Raw genomic sequence first — 16564 nt, forward strand, 5'->3', positions numbered from 1 at the left:
CGCCCACCCCGAGTCGCCCCAGCTCGGGCCAGCCCAGCCCTGCTCAGCCACGTCCTGCTCAGCCACGTCCTGGTCAGCCCGCGCCTGGTACGCCGCAGTCGGGGGCCGGTGGCCCTCGCCCCGGGCAGCCGCCGTACTCGGCTCCGCGCCCACCTCAGCAGCCCCCGGTGCAGGGCCGGGGAGCTCACTCCGGCCCGGGACAGGGTGGGCCCGGCGCTCGTCCGGTTGGTCCGCCGCCGGCCGAGCGCTCGCAGGGCTCGTACCTGTGGGGTGCACCTGAGCAGCAGACGCAGGCAGGTGCACCTCGGCACGCAGCAGGTGGTGGTCCGATCGGTCCGATGGGTCAGCCGGTCCAGCAACCGCCGACCTGGCAGTACCCGCCGATCCCGATCCCGCAGCCGCCCGGCCCGGCCCGCCGACGCAAGCCCCGCAAGACACCGCGGGCGTTGCTCATCGGCCTGGTCGCCCTGGCCGTTCTGGTGGTCGGCACCGGTATCACCCTGCTCGTCGGCAACCTCGGCGACAACGAAGCACCCCAGGGCACCGACACCCCGGCGCCGGTCGCCTCGGAGACCCCGTCGGCCCAGCCGTCCGAGACGCCCACCTCGGAGGCCCCACAGCCGTCAGCGACGCCGACCGGCCCCAACACGGCAGCCGCCGACAAGGTGGTGAACAGCAGCAACCTGTACGCCGTCGGTCTGCTCGCGCCGTCGAAGTGCCCGGAACCCCCGTTCGTGCCGACCAGCTTCGCGCTGGCGCAGAACTACTACAACCGCGCGCTGGCCTGCCTGAACGCCACCTGGCTCCCGGCGATGAACAAGATCAAGGTCAAGTACCGCGGCCCGAAGGTCGCCGTCTACAACGGCAAAGTGCCTTCCCCCTGCGGTGTACAGCGCAGCGTCCGCGCGGCGTACTGCGGTGCCAACGAGACCATCTACATGCCGTACGCCGTCGACGCCCGCGCGTACAAGTCGAATGCTGTCTACGCACGCGCACTGATGCTGAGCACCTTCGCCCACGAGTACGGGCACCACATCCAGAAGCGCACCGGCATCCTGGCCGCCTCCCTCGAGCGCGCCCAGCACATGAACGCCGGCCAGAAACTCGAAGAGAGCCGCCGCCGCGAACTCCAGGCCAGCTGCCTGGGCGCCGCCTACCTCGGCATCAACGCGAGCTTCATCCCGATCACCGGCCCGCTCCTGCAGAGCTACCGCTTCCTGATCTCGCACACCGGCGACGAGTACGCCCGCCCCCGGGTCCGCGACCACGGCAACCGAGCCAGCAACTACCAGTGGAACATCGCCGGCTTCAACACCAAACGCCCCGGCAGCTGCAACACCTTCAAAGCCGGCCAAACCCGAGTCGCGTAAACAGACACCGCCCCTGGCGGCGACTCCCCTTTTGGCGCCTTCGGCGCGACCACCTCACGTGGTCGCGCCGAACTCATTTCCAGCGCTGCCAAGCCCGCCGCCCCACTTTGAGCACCGCTCAGTCACTCGTCAGTTGGCGCCTTCGAAGGCCCATTGGCCGATGTTGGCGACCGTGCCGCCCCAGAAGGGGGCCACGCCGCCTACCGCGATCGACTTGCTGGTTGCTGCCACCGAGTGATCGGAGTACAGGGTCAGGACCGGCAGTTCGTCCTGCCAGAGTTTCTGCAGCTCGTTGTAGATCTCCTGCCGAGCGGCGAACTCCGGTTCCGCCTTGCCGGCGTCCAGCAACCGGTCGCTGGCCGGGGAGTTGTAGCCGGTCAGGTTGAAGGAACCGGTCGATCCATACATGTTCGACACGTCCGGGTCGACGTTGAAGTTCAGGCCCATCAGGACCATGTCGTGATCCTTCGCCCGCGCTTTAGCCAGCGTGGTCGGGAAGTCGTAGTTCGTCTGTACGACGTTCAGCCCGATCGCCTTGAAGTTCTGCAGCATGATGTTGGCGGAGCGTTCCCGGATCGCGTTGCCGGTCGGCACCACGAAGTTGATCTTGGTGGCGAAGTTCCAGCTGGCCTCGGTCAGCATCTTCTTGGCCAGCACCGGATCGTAGGTCAGGTTCTTCAGGCTCTTGTCCAGGAACGGGTTCTGGCTCGTGTACGGCCCGTCGACCACCTCGCCATTGCCGCGCAGCAGCTCGTCGACGATCTGCTGCCGGTTGATCGCGTGCGCGAGTCCCTGCCGCATCCGCGGATCGGGGAACTTCTTCACGTTGAACTGGATCGTCTGGAAGCCGATGGTGGGATTCACCGTGGTGTTCACGCCCTGAAGACCTTGGACGGTTTTCAGGTCCTGGAACGGGATGTTCCCGATCCCGCCGCCGGAGTTCATCATGATCGACCCGGACTGCAGCTCACCAGCCAGGTTTGCGGCCGGCATGATCTTCATGATCACGCTGTTGATCTTGGGCGCGCCCAGGTAGTAGCCAGGATTGGCGACGTACTCGACGCTCGCGTTGGCCGTGTACTTCGAGAACTTGTACGGCCCACTCGTGACATCGGGGAGCTGGGCGAACTTGCTGTCGTCCACCTGCGCGGGCGCGATCTTCCCCAGCACGTGCTCGGGGACGACGACCACCTTGGTCCCGATCAGCTCCTTGATGTAGTTCGGGTCCACCGGCGATTTGGTGGCGAACACCACCGTGGTGTCGTTGGTTGCCGACAGCCCCGGAATCTTCGTCTGGCCCTTGGCCAGCTTGCCGGTCGCATCGACGCCTGCCAACGACGTTACGTTGCTGCCAAGGCTGGTCAGCGAGTCCGGGTTGGCGATCAGGTTCAGCGTGAAGACGACATCCTTCGCGGTGATCGGCTGACCGTCGCTCCACTTGGCACCCGGGTGCATCTTGACCGTGAACACCTTGTTGTCCGTCGTCGTGATGGACTCGGCGAGCTTCGGGATGAACTTCAGCGGCTCGGGCTGATCGACCAGTGTGTCCATCGCGAACCGGACTGCCCATTGCCCACCGATGTCGGCCTGGTTGATCGGATTCATACTGGCTGGTGGATTGACGGTGCCGATGTAGAGCGTGTCACCGGCCGCCCCGGTCCCCGAACCGCCGGAACAGCCCGCCGCGACCAGCAGAGCGGCAGTGGTGAGAGATGCGATCAGGAGCCGTGTCCTCATAGGTGGATCCCTATCTGTCAGGTGTAGGAGCGGGATTCGAGCGAGTCGCGGAGTCCGTCGCCGACGAAGTTGATCGACAGCACGGCGAGCAGGATCATCAGGCCGGGCGGGATCCAGATCCACGGCTGGCTGGAGAGCACGGTGATCGACTGGGCCTCGCTGAGCATGTTTCCCCAGCTGGCCGCCGGTGGCCGCACCCCCATCCCGAGGAAGCTCAGCCCCGACTCGAGGATGATCGCCTGCGCCACCCCGAAGGTCGCGTTCACGATGATCGGTGACAGCGCGTTCGGCAGGATGTGCCGGAACAAGATCCGCGGCGTGCTGTAACCGAGCGCCACCCCGGCCTGCACGTAGTCGGTCTGCTTGATCGACAGCACGCTGCCGCGGACCAGCCGGGCGATCATCGGCCAGGCCAGGAAGCCGATCACGACGATGATGGTGAGCAGGCTCGGTCCGAGGATGCTGACCAGGATCAGGATCACCATGAAGTACGGGAAGGACATGAACACGTCGGTGATCCGCATGATCACCGAGTCCACCCAGCGTCCGTAGTACCCGGCGAGCAGGCCGAACAGGACGCCGATCAGCACGTAGACGGCGACCGCTCCGACCCCCACACTCATCGAGACCCGGGCGCCGTAGATCAGCCGGCTCAGGACGTCGCGGCCGACCGCATCCGTGCCCAGCAAGTGGTCCGCCGACGGCGCAGCCTCGAAGGACCCGAAGATCTGGTTGGGGTCGTGGGGCGCCAGCAGTGGGGCAAGCGCCGCCGTCAGCACCATCAGCGCGACGATCACCAGCCCGGCGACCGCCATCCGGTGCCGCAGGAATCGCCGTACGACGAAACCGGCCGACGATCGCTCCCGGCCCAACGCGGCCGCTGCGCTATCCGGTACGACGGCATCCGCCGTACCGGCCGTTCCTGGTTTCTCCGTCAAGGTCATGGCAGCTCCTGCAGCTCAGGCATACGCGACCCTCGGATCCACTACGGCGTAGGCGATGTCGGTCAGCAGGTTGGCGCCGAAGACCGCGACCGCAGCGATCAGGTTGATCCCCATCAGGACCGAGTAGTCGCGGGCGCCGATCGACTGGATCGTCAGCAGCCCGATCCCCGGCCACTGGAAGATCTGCTCGGTCACGATGGCGCCGCCGATCAAGGCCGAGAGGTCGATACCGATCACCGTCACAACTGGGATCAACGCGTTCCGCAGAGCGTGCTTGTTGGTGATCGTCGACAGGCCCAGCCCCTTGGCCTTCGCGGTCCGGATGTAGTCCTGCCCGAAGGCGTCGATCATGCTCGAGCGGACATAGCGGGTCATGTTCGCCGCCGTCGCCGTGGCCAGTACGGCGACCGGCAGGATCAGGTGGTTCACCCGGTCGGCGAACCCGCCACCCCGGCCGAGCGTGATCATGTTCCCGGTCGGCAGCCAGCCGAGCTCCAGGGCGAAGACGTAGATCAGCACCAGGCCGAGGAAGAAGTGCGGTACCGAGATGCCGAGGAACGCGGCGCCGACCACGGTGTAGTCGGTCGGGCTGTTCTTCTTCCGAGCCGCGAGGATCCCGATCGGGACTGCGATCAGGTAGGCGACGACGAGTGAGGTGCCCATCAGCAGCAGGGTCGGGCCGAGCCGCTCGGCGAGCAGCTCCGTGACCGGGGCACGGTTCTGGAAGGAGACCCCGAGATCACCGTGGAACAGGCGGACCAGCCAATGGAAGTACTGGACGAAGATCGGCTGGTCGAGGCCCAGCTCGGCTTCGACCCGAACCACGTCCGCCGATGTCGAGGTGGGGGTGAGATAGAGATCGGCCGGACTGCCCGGTGCCAGGTTGATGATCAGGAAGTTGATCAGGGTGACGCCGATCAGCACCGGGATCCCGATCAGCAGCCGTCGGATCAGGTAGCTGCCCATCAGCTCTCCACCTTGCCGTTCTTGCTTGCTAACAAGGGAAAGTGGCAGGCGACCGGATGAGCGTCAGTGCTCAGCCGCGGGATCTCGGTCGTGCAGATCGCCTGGGCGGACGGGCAGCGGGTGTGGAAGACACAACCGGCGGGCGGCTTCGCCGGGCTGGGGACGTCGCCCTCGACGATGATCCGCGGCCGGTCCCGCAGATGCGGATTCGCCTCGGGGTAGGCGTCGAGCAGGATCTCCGTGTACGGGTGCCGGGGAGCGGTGAAGATCTCCTGCGTCGTCGCCACCTCCATCACCTTGCCGAGGTACATCACCACGATCCGGTCGCTGATGTACTTGATCGCGCCCAGGCCGTGCGAGATGAAGACATAGGTCAGCCCGAACTCGCCTTGCAGATCCTTGAGCAGGTTCAGCACCTGTGCCTGGATCGAGACGTCCAGGGCCGAGACCGGCTCGTCGCAGACGATCAGCTTGGGTTCGAGCATCAGGGCCCGGGCGATCCCGACCCGCTGCCGTTGGCCGCCGGACAGTTCGTGCGGGTAGCGGTTCAGGTACAGCCTCGGCAGGCCGACCACCTGGATGATCTCGGCCGCTCTGGCCTGTGCCGCTGCTCGTTTCAGCCGGTGATGCGCGATCAGCGGCTCGGCGAGCAGGTCGCCGATCCGGATCTGCGGGTTGAGCGACGAGTACGGGTCCTGGAAGACCATCTGGAGATCGGTACGGCGCCGTCGCATGGTGCCGGCAGACAGGGTGGCGATGTCGGTGCCCTCGAAGATCACCGAACCGGCGGTCGGCGTCTCGAGCCGCAGGATCGCCCGGCCGGTGGTCGATTTGCCGCAGCCGGACTCGCCGACGATCCCGAGCGTCTCGCCCGGATGGACGTCGAAACTGACGTCGTCGACGGCCCGCACCTGTCCGACCGTCCGGGCAATGACGCCCTTCCGGATCGGGTAGTACTTCTTCAGGTTCCGCACCTGCAGCAGCGGCTCGGTCGTCGTCATGCCAGTACCTTCGCGTCCGTCGTACCGGGCTGCGCCGCGTCGTCGTACAGCCAGCACCGGACGGTATGACGGTTCTGGCCGGAGAGCTGGAGGAGTTCGGGGCGGTCGTCGCGGCAGCGGTCCATCGCATGCGGGCATCGCTCGTGGAACCGGCATCCGGTCGGCATCTGCAGCAGACTCGGTACCGAGCCGGAGATCGAGGCCAGCCGGTCCCCGGCCGGGGTGCTGATGTGCGGGACCGACCGCATCAACGCGATCGTGTACGGATGCTTCGGCTCGTCGAACAGCGTGAAGACATCGGCCTCCTCGACCACCTGCCCCGCGTACATCACCGCGACCCGGTCGGCCATCTCGGCGACGACGCCCAGATCGTGGGTGATCAGGATCATCGCCGTACCGGTCTCGGCGCTCAGATCCCTGATCAGCTTGAGGATCTGGGCCTGGATCGTCACGTCCAGTGCGGTCGTGGGCTCGTCGGCGATGATCAGCTTCGGCGCGCAGCTCAACGCCATCGCGATCATCGCCCGCTGCCGCATCCCACCGGACAGCCGGTGCGGGTAGTCGTCGACGATCTCCTCCGGCCGCGGGATGCCGACCTTCGCGAGCAGTTCGATCACCCGCTCCCGCGCCTGCGCCCGGCTCAGCCCGAGGTGCAGGATCACCGTCTCGGAGAGCTGGTCGCCGATGGTCAGCACCGGGTTCAGCGACGTCATCGGCTCCTGGAAGATCATCGCGATCGAGTTGCCCCGGATCCCGCGCAACTGCCGCTCGGGCAGCGTGACCAGGTCCTGGTCCTCGAACAGGATCGAGCCGTGGGCGACCCGGCCGTTGTCGGCCAGCAGCCCCATGATCGACAGCGCGGTGACGGACTTGCCGCTCCCCGACTCACCGACCAGGCAGAGCGTCTCCCCGGCCGCCAGACGGAAGCTGACCTCGTCGACGGCCGTGACCGTGCCTTGGTCGGTGCGGAACTCGGTCTTGAGATTGCCGACCTGTAGCAGTGCCGGGGTAGTCGTCAAGCGGATCCTCCAGGGCAGATGGGAGATCGCGGGTTAGCCCAAATGCTCCTCAGCACGCCTGTTCAGTCATATTTTCTCGAAGAGATCGCAGGGAACTTGCACACAGTGCGTCTCCATGCAGTGATTTTGCGTTATGGACGACGTAGATTTCGCGCTGGTGAACGCCCTGCAGATCAGTCCACGGGCCGGCTGGTCTCAGCTGGAGACGATCATCGGGGTGGACGCCACCACACTGTCGCGACGCTGGTCGCGCCTGGTCGACAGCGGTCTGGTGTGGAGTTCCTGCTTCGCCGTCACCCCGCCGGAAGGACCCCGGCGGTCGCGCGGGGTGATCGCGCTGGTCGAGGTGTCCTGCGTGGCCGGCGAACGGGAGAACGTGCTGGACCGGATAGCACCGACCCCCTCGGTCCTGACCATCGAGTGCACCTCAGGGTCGCGCGAGCTGATCCTGACCTTGTCCTTCCGGTCGGTCGCCGAGGTGGACCAGTACGTCGCCACGGAACTGGCCACAGTGCCCGGTGTGCTGGCCACGAGGACGCATTTCAGCCGCACGTTCTTCAAGGAGGGGACGAGCTGGCGGCTCGGCGTCCTCAGCCAGAGCCAGATCCGAGCGCTGAACGCGCTGCCGGCCAGCGGAATCGACGCACCGGCACGGCCGACTCCTCTGCACGAGCAGGTGATCAACGGCCTCGCGGGTGACGTCCGCCGCTCGGCCACCTCGATCGCCGACGAGATCGGCAAGAGCGTGGCCACGGTGACGCGCGCGATCGGTCAGCTCCTGTACGCCCCCTGGGCCCGGACCCGCGTCGACCTCGCCCACAACGTGGTCGGCTACAACGCGACGGTGATGGTGTGGTTCAGCGTCCCGCACCACCAGTTGGAGACTGTCGGTGCGGGGCTGGCGATGCTGCCGGAGACGCGGATGTGCTGCTCGGTGGTCAACAGCGCCAACCTCACCGCGGTCCTGTGGATGCGCGACCTGCTGGAGTTCGACGCGCTCGAGGCGAAGATCGCGCGCGCCTTCCCCACCGCCCAGATCGAGGACCGCTGGATGCTGCCACGCTTCGCCAAGCGACTCGGCCACATCCTGAGCCCCACGGGCCGGCACGCCAAGTTCGTCCTACCGAACCCGCCGGCCCTGCCCTCCAACTGGCACGACCTCCCCTAACCGACCCGCCCCCGCAGCTGCCTCCTGCCGCTATTCAGCCTGTCGGAATTTGAGGGGATCTCCGGTCAATGTGACCCTTCTCCGGCCGAATTTCGGGGGGAGAACCGGCAACTTGAGGGGAGATCCGTTCAAATGCTCAGTGGTCCGGGGCCGTGGCGGAGTCCTTTAGAACAGGCGGCGGCCTGAAGCCAGCGAGCCGCCGAAGGAGGTGACGAAGTTCGAGAGGGATTCGCCGATGTCGGAGAGGTGCCAGTTCTCGGGGCCGGAGTACCAGCCGATGCCGGCGTCGGGGTCGTCGTCATCGTCGGTGGCGGCGATCTCGGCGGCCCACTTCTCGGTCAGTCCGAGGACTGCGGCGTACGGGAGGCAGCGGGAGGCGAACTCGAGGCGGTGGCTGTGCGGCAGTGAGGCGGACGTCTCGTCGGTCAGGTAGCGCTGCAGACCGGCCACTCGGCCAAGGACGGCGGCACCGCGGGCGGTGCGGGCCGGGGCGGCCTGGCCGGCGAGTGAGAGCGCCAGGCCGGCCAGCATCAGCGCGAAGCCGACCAGACCGAACTTACTCACCACAGCCAGCACAATCGTCAGTACGACGCCCGCCCCGAGCAGCACGACTCCCGCAGTGGTCCAGCGGTTCCGTACGGCGTCCGGGCGGTTCGCGAACCAGCCTTGCGTGACCACGTCGGCGTACAGGTGCTCACGGACGAGGTTGAGTCGCGGCCGCAGTGCGGCACCGAGCTCGGAGACGACGACCGTGTCACCGTCTGCGAAGACCGCGTCCAGCAATGCCTTCTCGTAGGACAGCAGCTCCGGCCCACCCTGGTGCTGGCGGCGCAGCTCCCAGTCCAGCTTGCCGAACTGCGAGTGCGGCAGCTCCACGATGGTCAGGTAGTTGCGCACAGCAAGGTCCAGCAGGGTCGCGGTGATGTCGACCACATCGGCGGTCTCGTCCACCACGGTGCCCACCTGACCAGGACGAATCCCGTCCGGCGCTGCGAACTGCGGACCGTCGGGCCCTTCCAGCACCGGGCGCTCCGGCGCGCCCTCGCCGACCTTGGCAGCGTCACGGCCGCGCAGGAACCACAGCGCCGCCGCACCGAGCAGTCCGATCCCCAGCACGATCACGGACAGGCCGACCGTACCGGCGTCGACAGTGAAGGCCCGTCCGAGCGTCCAGCGAGTCTTGTACGCCGCGTTCGGCTGAACGGTCGCCTGGCTGCTCAGACCGGTCAGGAAGGTCACACGGCCGCCGGCCGGGACGCCCATCTGGGTGATCTCCAGCCCGGCGGACTCCGCCAGCTGGGACGACGTACAGGGCATGCTCGAGCCGGTGCGTCCGGCGAAGCAGGTCACCCAAGTGGCGAACGGCACGTTGATCGACAGCGCCGCCTTCGGGACCGAGGTGCTGAACCCCTGGACGACCGGCCAGCTCACCTCACGGCCCTCGGTGGACTCGGCCACCACGTTGCCGACGGTGTAGCTGTACACGACCGTGGTCTTGCCGGACGCGTTCACGGTGATCCGGCGGCCGTCGTCGATGCCCTCGTCACTGAAGCCCTGCGCGGGCTGACCGTTGACAGTGGCTGAGACGTCAGTCACGTCGTACGTCCGGTCACGCTCGGCGTCGGCGCGGACCCGGGTGGTCAGGGTCCGGCTGAACGTCGAGCCGCCGGCGGTCAGGTCGACAGTCTCCTTGATCTGGAGCTTGCCGTCCTTGGTCAGCGTCGCAGCGGCCGAGTACCCGGAGATCTGGTCGTCCGCAGCCTGTGCGGGCAACGTGCTCAAGGCAACAATCGGTGCGGTCAGACAAATCATCAGGGCGGCCGGGAGGACGCGGCGCTTCAGTGACATGGGTTGAGAGTAGTCTCGTGCCGGTTCGTCGAGCGAAATCAGGAGGGCAAGACCGGTGAGCAGCCCGTACGGCGGTCCCCAGGATCGGGTCGGTCCCCCACCCGGTGTGCTCCCGCCACCCCAGGCAGCACCGTGGCAGGGCCAGTACTCCGGTCCTCCGCAGCAGGGCCAGCAGTACGGTCAGTACCAGCAGCCGCAGGGGCAGTGGGCGCAGCCGTACTACGGTCCGCCCGGCGGCCAGTTCAACGGCTTCCAGCCACCGAAGCGCCGTGGCGGCGGTGTCCGGATCCTCGTGTTCAGCATCTCGGTGCTGGCGTTCCTGGGCGTCTCACTGGTCGTCATCATCGCCCTGCTCGGCCGCGGTAGTGACTCGACCGCCGGCCCGGGGGTGACCGGTCCGTCGATCGTGCCGACGGCAACCACCAAGCCGCAGAAGGGCACCGCCGAGGACTTCCTGCTGAACGCGAACATCTACCGGACCGGACCACTACCGGTGCAGAACTGCAAGGCCGAGGACCTCGGTACCGGCAGCCTGCCCGCGCAGAAGGTCTACTACCAGAAGCTGTTCGCCTGCCTGAACGACGCCTGGCGGCCGATCTTCAAGGAGATCGGGCAGGAGAAGCCGGACCCGGGTCTGGTGGTGTTCGACAAGCCTGTGGTCACGCCGTGTGGCAACTTCGCGCCGCTGTCCGGCCGGGTGCTCGCCTTCTACTGCTACGGCAACCAGGTGATGTACACCGACGTGCTGCAGATGAACAAGGCGTTCGGGCCGAAGCAGGACCTGGCGTACCTGATGACGATCTCGCACGAGTACGGCCACCACGTGCAGGGTGTCACCGGTTTGTTCTACGCCCGCATGTCCTATCTGCAGGACCACCCGGAGCAGAAGCTCGAGTCGTCGCGCCGCAACGAGCTGCAGGCGTCCTGCTTCGCCGGTGTGTTCAGCAAGGCCGTTGAGCAGTCCTACCCGCTCAGCAACCGGTTGGACGAGTTCAAGGAGCAGTCCAGCAACAGCTTCGGTGAGAGCCCGGAAACGCCGGAGACCGAGCGGACCCACGGACTGGCCACCAGCCAGGGCTTCTGGATCCAGAACGGCTTCAACATCGGCGCGAACAAGGCCTGCAACACGTTCGCGGTGAACACGGACCTGGTGAAGTAGTCCACCCGTTGCTCGACGTTCCGGCGTCGTTAACCGAGCGGCGTAACATGCGCCCGTGACGTTGCGACGCGGGGACCTGGCGCCGTCGGCGCGGACATTGGTGGACGTGCTGTCCGAGACAGCCACCAAGTACGCCGACGAACCCGCGCTGGACGACGGCAGTGTCAGCCTGAGCTATCGCGAACTGATGGCCCAGGTGGAGAAGTTCGCTGCCCGGTTGACCGCGGCCGGCGTCGGTCCCGGCGACCGCGTCGGCGTCCGGATCTCGTCCGGACACAACGACCTGTACGTCGCGATCCTCGGCACCCTGCACGCCGGAGCGGCGTACGTGCCGGTCGATGCGGACGACCCGGAAGAGCGCGCCGAACTGGTCTTCGGTGAAGCCGCCGTCGCCGCGACCGTGGCCGACGACCTCGAGCTCACCGTGCTGCGTGAACAGCCCGCGCCGCCGCTGGAGAACGACAACGCCGACGGCTACTTCGACTACCCCTACTCGGCCCGGATGGACGCTCCTGACGTTCTGCCTCCGCCGCGCCGGTCGGACGGCCCCGAGCCCACCGACGACGCCTGGATCATCTTCACCTCGGGCTCGACCGGCGTACCGAAGGGTGTCGCGGTCTCCCACCGGTCTGCGGCCGCGTTCGTCGACGCCGAGGCCCGGATGTTCCTCCAGCAGGAGCCGATCGGTCCTGACGACCGGGTGCTGGCCGGGCTGTCGGTCGCGTTCGACGCGTCCTGTGAGGAGATGTGGCTCGCCTGGCGGTACGGCGCCTGTCTGGTGCCGGCCCCTCGCTCGCTGGTCCGCAGTGGGATGGACCTCGGTCCCTGGCTGGTCGCACAGGGCATCACCATCGTCTCGACCGTGCCGACGCTCGCTGCGCTCTGGCCGGCCGATGCGCTCGACCAGGTCCGGCTACTGATCTTCGGCGGCGAGGCATGCCCGCCCGAGCTGGCCGAGCGGCTCGCCGTCGACGGCCGCGAGGTGTGGAACACGTACGGCCCGACCGAGGCGACCGTGGTCGCGTGTGGCGCGCAGCTGACCGGCGAAGGTCCGGTCCGGATCGGTCTCCCGCTGGACGGCTGGGACCTCGCCGTGGTCGATGCCGAAGGCAATGAAGTGGCCGAGGGCGGGATCGGTGAGCTGATCATCGGCGGCGTCGGACTGGCCCGCTACCTGGACCCGGCCAAGGACGCCGAGAAGTTCGCGCCGATGCCCACACTGGGCTGGGAGCGCGCTTACCGCAGCGGTGACCTCGTGAAGAACGAGGCGGCCGGTCTGCTCTTCCAAGGCCGGGCCGACGAGCAGATCAAGCTCGGTGGCCGCAGGATCGAGCTGGGCGAGGTCGATGCCGCTCTGCAGGCACTACCCGGGGTGTCCGGAGCGGCAGCCGCCGTACGGGCTAGTGCGGCTGGCAACCAGCTTCTCGTCGGGTACGTCGTACCGGACGATCCGGAAGCATTTGATCAGTCCGCTGCGACCGAGCGGCTGCGTGAGGCTCTGCCCGCAGCCCTGGTGCCGCTGCTCGCAGTCGTCGACACCCTGCCCACCCGCACGTCCGGCAAGGTCGACCGGAACGCACTGCCCTGGCCGCTACCGGGGATGGACTCCGACGGCCCAGCTGCCGAGCTGGACGGTACGGCGGGCTGGCTGGCCGAGCGCTGGACGAAGGTACTCGGTGCGAAGGTCACTGGGACCGACAACGACTTCTTCATGCACGGTGGTGGCAGTCTGGCCGCTGCGCAGCTGGTGTCTGCGCTACGCGAGCGCTACCCCGAGGTGACCGTCGCTGACATCTACGAGTACCCCCGGCTCGGCGCACTGGCTGATCGGCTCGACGACTCGACACAGGTGCTGGCGGAGCCAGTGGAGCTGCGTGAGATCCGGCCGACACCGCCAGGTACGCAGCTCCTGCAGACCGCACTGACACTCGTACTGCAGACCGTGGTGGGAGTGCGCTGGCTGGTCTACCTGTTCACACTGAACAATCTGCTCGACCAGTTCGCCGGACCGCTGCCGTGGATCCGCACGGTGTCGTGGTGGTGGATCCTGGCAGGCTGGCTGCTGCTGATCACCCCCGCCGGGCGCATGGGGATCGCTGTGGTCGGTGCGCGACTTCTGCTGCGCGGTCTGAAGCCAGGCACGTATCCACGCGGCGGCAACGTGCACGTCCGGCTCTGGGCCGCGGAGAACCTGGCCGACGCAGCCGGTGCAGCCAACCTGGCCGGTGCGCCCTGGATCGCCTACTACGCCAGAGCGCTCGGGGCGAAGGTCGGTCGCGGTGTCGACTTGCACACGCTGCCCCCGGTCACCGGCATGCTGACGATGGGCCGGGGCGCGTCGATCGAGCCCGAGGTCGACCTGTCGGGCTACTGGATCGACGGTGACCGGCTGATCGTCGGCGCGATCACTGTGGGCCCGGACGCCGTCGTCGGCTCGCGTTCGATGCTGCTGCCAGGCACTGACATCGGCCGCAGTGCCGAGATCGCGGCTGGCTCTGCTGTCTCCGGCAAGGTCCCGGCGACCGAGCGCTGGTCCGGCTCCCCAGCCAGCCGTGTCGGCCGCGCCCGGCACCCGTGGCCCGACGAGCGCCCAGCCCGCGCCCCCTGGTGGGTAGCGGCGTACGGCGTCCAGTCCGCGGTGATGTCTTTGCTCCCGGTCGCGGCTGCCGCAGCAGCGCTGTTCGTGCTCGGCCGCGCGCTCCAGGGCACCCAGACACTCGGTGACGCTGCGCTCCGCGCGCTCGCTGCAATCCCGCTGATGACACTGGTCGGTTTCGTCACCCTCGCCGTACTGACGTTGGTCGGCGTGCGGCTGCTGGGGATCGGTATCAAGGCTGGTCACTACCCGGTCCGCAGCCGGATCGGGTGGCAGGTGTGGGCGACCGAGCGGCTGCTGGACTCCGCCCGCACACTGCTCTTCCCGCTCTACGCGAGCCTCGCAACGCCGTGGTGGCTGCGTGCGCTCGGCGCCAAGATCGGCAAGGACGTCGAGGCGTCGACGGTGTTGCTGCTGCCCAAGATGACCACGGTTGGCGAGGGTGCGTTCCTGGCCGACGACACGATGATCGCGTCGTACGAGCTCGGTGGCGGCTGGCTGCACGTGGCCGGTGCGAAGGTCGGCAAGCGCGCGTTCCTGGGTAACTCCGGGATGACCGCTCCCGGCCGCTCGGTCCCGAAGAACGGACTGGTCGCCGTACTGTCCGCTGCTCCGAAGAAGTCCAAGGCCGGTACGTCGTGGCTCGGATCGCCACCGGTGAAGCTGCGTCGGCAGGCTGTCGCGGGCGACCAGAGCCGCACGTTCCACCCGCCGTACAAGCTCAAGGTGGCCCGGGCGCTGGTCGAGCTGTGCCGGTTCGTCCCGATGATGTGCACGGTACTGATCGCGCTCGGCGTGCTGTTCGCACTGCAGGCGCTCGACATCTGGCTCGGCCCGTGGGCGGCGCTGCTGCTGTCCGGTGCGGTGATCCTGGCCGCCGGTGCGGTCGCCGGCGGGATGGCGACCGTGGCCAAGTGGGTGATCGTCGGCCGCACCCGCGCCGTCGAGTACCCGCTGTGGAGCTCGTTCGTCTGGCGCAACGAAGTGGTCGACAGCTTCGTCGAGCTGGTCGCCGCCCCCTGGTTCGCGAACGCCGCCGCCGGTACGCCGGTCCTCGCGCTCTGGCTGCGGTCCCTCGGGGCGAAGATCGGCAAGGGCGTCTGGTGCGAGACGTACTGGTTGCCGGAGGCCGATCTGATCACTTTGGGCGACGGGGCAACGGTGAATCGCGGTTGCGTGCTGCAGACCCACCTGTTTCATGATCGAGTGCTCTCCATGAGCACAGTCACCTTCGGACCGGGCGCCACCCTCGGACCGCACGGCATCGTCCTGCCTGCCGCGTCAATCGGTGCAGGGGCTACCATCGGCCCGGTGTCTCTCGTGATGCGCGGTGAAGGTGTGCCCGACGGAACCCGTTGGGCCGGGAACCCGATCGCTCCTTGGCAGGGCTGATGGTCTTCGGTTCCACGACCGGGCATCCCGGCGCTTCTTCCGCAGGTGATCCCTATGTTCCAAGCCACGGCAACGGCGGCTACCACGTCGAGTCGTACGAGCTCGAGCTGGACTACCGCGTCAACAGCAACCGCCTGGCCGGCAAGGCCAGCATCACCGCGGTCGCCGAGCAGGCGCTGACCCGGTTCGCCCTCGACCTGTCCGGCCTGCGTGCCACCAAGGTGACGATCAACGGCCGCCGTGTCTCCCGCTTCACCCAGCGCTCCGGCAAGCTGCACATCACCCCGGCGAACACACTGGCCGACGGCAGCGAGTTCATCGTCGACATCCAGTACGCCGGGAATCCGAAGCCGGAGGACAGTCCGTGGGGCGGCCTCGGCTGGGACGAGCTCACCGAGGGGGTGATCGTGGCCAGTCAGCCCAGTGGGGCGGCCACCTGGTTCCCCTGCAACGATCACCCGGGCGACAAGGCGCACTACCGGATCACGATCACCACCGATTCGCCGTACCACGCCCTGGCGAACGGGCGCCTGGTTTCCCGCCGGGTCAAGGCGAGTCGCACCACCTGGGTCTACGACCAGGCTGCGCCGATGGCGACGTACCTGGCGACCGTGCAGATCGGCCGGTACGACGTACTCGATCTGGCGACGACTCCGGTCACCACGCGCGCGCTGGTGCCACCGGGTGAGCTGCGCGAGTTCAAGCACGACTTCGGCCGGCAGCAGGACATGGTGAAGCTGTTCTGCCGGCTGTTCGGGTCCTACCCGTTCGGCAACTACACGGTCGTGGTGACCGACGACGACCTGGAGATTCCCCTGGAGGCACAGGGCATCTCGGTCTTCGGCAGCAACCACGTGGACGGGAAGCGCACGTCGGAGCGACTGGTCGCGCACGAACTGGCACACCAGTGGTTCGGCAACAGCCTCACACCGTCGGCCTGGAAGGACATCTGGCTCAACGAAGGCTTCGCCTGCTACGCCGAGTGGCTGTGGTCGGAGGAGTCCGGCGGTCTGAGCGCCGACCAGCAGGTCTCCAAGGCCTACACCCGGCTGCGCGGACTACCCCAGGACCTGCTGCTGTCGGACCCGGGCCCGGAGCTGATGTTCGACGACCGCCTCTACAAGCGCGGCGCCATCACCCTGCACGCGATCCGCCTGCACCTCGGCGACGACGCCTTCTTCGACATGCTCCGCACCTGGACCAAGACCTACCGCCACGCCTCAGTCACCACCGCCGACTTCGTAGCCCAGGCCACCCAGTTCTCCGCAGACCAGGACGCCCTCCGCGAAATCTTCGCCACCTGGCTAGGCTCCTACGAGCTCCCCCTCCTCCCCCGCTCCGCCCGCAAACGCCGTACCTAACCC

At 67.6% G+C, this 16564-nt stretch carries 11 protein-coding genes; 5 read left to right on the plus strand and 6 right to left on the minus strand.

The features are described from left to right. Window positions 1-338 precede the first annotated feature (338 nt). Entirely contained in the window at window positions 339-1370 is a 1032-nt protein-coding gene (locus E1261_RS33195) for a neutral zinc metallopeptidase (RefSeq protein WP_132413639.1), read from the plus strand. A 129-nt stretch (window positions 1371-1499) separates the two neighbouring features. On the opposite strand, the gene E1261_RS33200 is transcribed toward E1261_RS33195, so the two are convergent. Genes E1261_RS33200 through E1261_RS33220 form a run of 5 tightly spaced genes read right to left on the minus strand, consistent with a single transcriptional unit; the run spans window position 1500 to window position 7037 of the window. Further along, window positions 1500-3107 (minus strand): ABC transporter substrate-binding protein, encoded by a 1608-nt coding sequence (locus tag E1261_RS33200; protein WP_132413640.1) that lies wholly within the window; start codon window positions 3105-3107, stop codon window positions 1500-1502. A gap of 17 nt (window positions 3108-3124) precedes the next feature. Then, window positions 3125-4051: an oligopeptide ABC transporter permease gene (gene opp4C / locus E1261_RS33205; RefSeq protein ID WP_132413641.1), complete on the minus strand. Its 927-nt coding sequence runs from the start codon at window positions 4049-4051 to the stop codon at window positions 3125-3127. 15 nt (window positions 4052-4066) lie between these two features. Continuing rightward, entirely contained in the window at window positions 4067-5017 is a 951-nt protein-coding gene (locus tag E1261_RS33210) for an ABC transporter permease (RefSeq protein ID WP_132413642.1), read from the minus strand. Continuing rightward, window positions 5017-6018 (minus strand): ABC transporter ATP-binding protein, encoded by a 1002-nt coding sequence (locus tag E1261_RS33215; protein WP_132413643.1) that lies wholly within the window; start codon window positions 6016-6018, stop codon window positions 5017-5019. Before E1261_RS33215 ends, E1261_RS33210 begins: the two co-directional genes overlap by 1 nt. Further along, window positions 6015-7037, minus strand: a complete 1023-nt coding sequence (locus E1261_RS33220) for an ABC transporter ATP-binding protein (protein ID WP_272948624.1) — start codon at window positions 7035-7037, stop codon at window positions 6015-6017. The genes E1261_RS33215 and E1261_RS33220 overlap by 4 nt, the downstream gene beginning before the upstream one ends. A gap of 133 nt (window positions 7038-7170) precedes the next feature. Between E1261_RS33220 and E1261_RS33225 the strand changes: the two genes are divergently transcribed. Continuing rightward, window positions 7171-8205: an Lrp/AsnC family transcriptional regulator gene (locus E1261_RS33225; protein ID WP_132413644.1), complete on the plus strand. Its 1035-nt coding sequence runs from the start codon at window positions 7171-7173 to the stop codon at window positions 8203-8205. A gap of 165 nt (window positions 8206-8370) precedes the next feature. On the opposite strand, the gene E1261_RS33230 is transcribed toward E1261_RS33225, so the two are convergent. Next, entirely contained in the window at window positions 8371-10053 is a 1683-nt protein-coding gene (locus tag E1261_RS33230; protein WP_132413645.1) for a DUF2207 domain-containing protein, read from the minus strand. Window positions 10054-10108: 55 nt separating this feature from the next. Between E1261_RS33230 and E1261_RS33235 the strand changes: the two genes are divergently transcribed. Genes E1261_RS33235 through E1261_RS33245 form a run of 3 tightly spaced genes read left to right on the plus strand, consistent with a single transcriptional unit; the run spans window position 10109 to window position 16561 of the window. Next, window positions 10109-11212, plus strand: coding sequence for a neutral zinc metallopeptidase (locus E1261_RS33235; RefSeq protein ID WP_238176578.1), 1104 nt, complete (start codon window positions 10109-10111; stop codon window positions 11210-11212). A gap of 55 nt (window positions 11213-11267) precedes the next feature. Then, window positions 11268-15200 (plus strand): Pls/PosA family non-ribosomal peptide synthetase, encoded by a 3933-nt coding sequence (locus E1261_RS33240; RefSeq protein WP_132413647.1) that lies wholly within the window; start codon window positions 11268-11270, stop codon window positions 15198-15200. After that, window positions 15200-16561, plus strand: a complete 1362-nt coding sequence (locus E1261_RS33245; RefSeq protein ID WP_132413648.1) for a M1 family metallopeptidase — start codon at window positions 15200-15202, stop codon at window positions 16559-16561. Before E1261_RS33240 ends, E1261_RS33245 begins: the two co-directional genes overlap by 1 nt. The last annotated feature ends 3 nt before the right edge of the window (window positions 16562-16564 follow it).

This window comes from Kribbella albertanoniae (assembly GCF_004348455.1).
Taxonomy (GTDB): Bacteria; Actinomycetota; Actinomycetes; order Propionibacteriales; family Kribbellaceae; genus Kribbella; species Kribbella albertanoniae.

Bases quoted from the DNA above. Each gene is read 5' to 3' on its own strand.
- E1261_RS33195 (WP_132413639.1), top strand. From the start codon at position 339: ATGGGTCAGCCGGTCCAGCAACCGCCGACCTGGCAGTACCCGCCGATC.
- E1261_RS33200 (WP_132413640.1), bottom strand. From the start codon at position 3,107: ATGAGGACACGGCTCCTGATCGCATCTCTCACCACTGCCGCTCTGCTG.
- opp4C (WP_132413641.1), bottom strand. From the start codon at position 4,051: ATGACCTTGACGGAGAAACCAGGAACGGCCGGTACGGCGGATGCCGTC.
- E1261_RS33210 (WP_132413642.1), bottom strand. From the start codon at position 5,017: ATGGGCAGCTACCTGATCCGACGGCTGCTGATCGGGATCCCGGTGCTG.
- E1261_RS33215 (WP_132413643.1), bottom strand. From the start codon at position 6,018: ATGACGACGACCGAGCCGCTGCTGCAGGTGCGGAACCTGAAGAAGTAC.
- E1261_RS33225 (WP_132413644.1), top strand. From the start codon at position 7,171: ATGGACGACGTAGATTTCGCGCTGGTGAACGCCCTGCAGATCAGTCCA.
- E1261_RS33230 (WP_132413645.1), bottom strand. From the start codon at position 10,053: ATGTCACTGAAGCGCCGCGTCCTCCCGGCCGCCCTGATGATTTGTCTG.
- E1261_RS33245 (WP_132413648.1), top strand. From the start codon at position 15,200: ATGGTCTTCGGTTCCACGACCGGGCATCCCGGCGCTTCTTCCGCAGGT.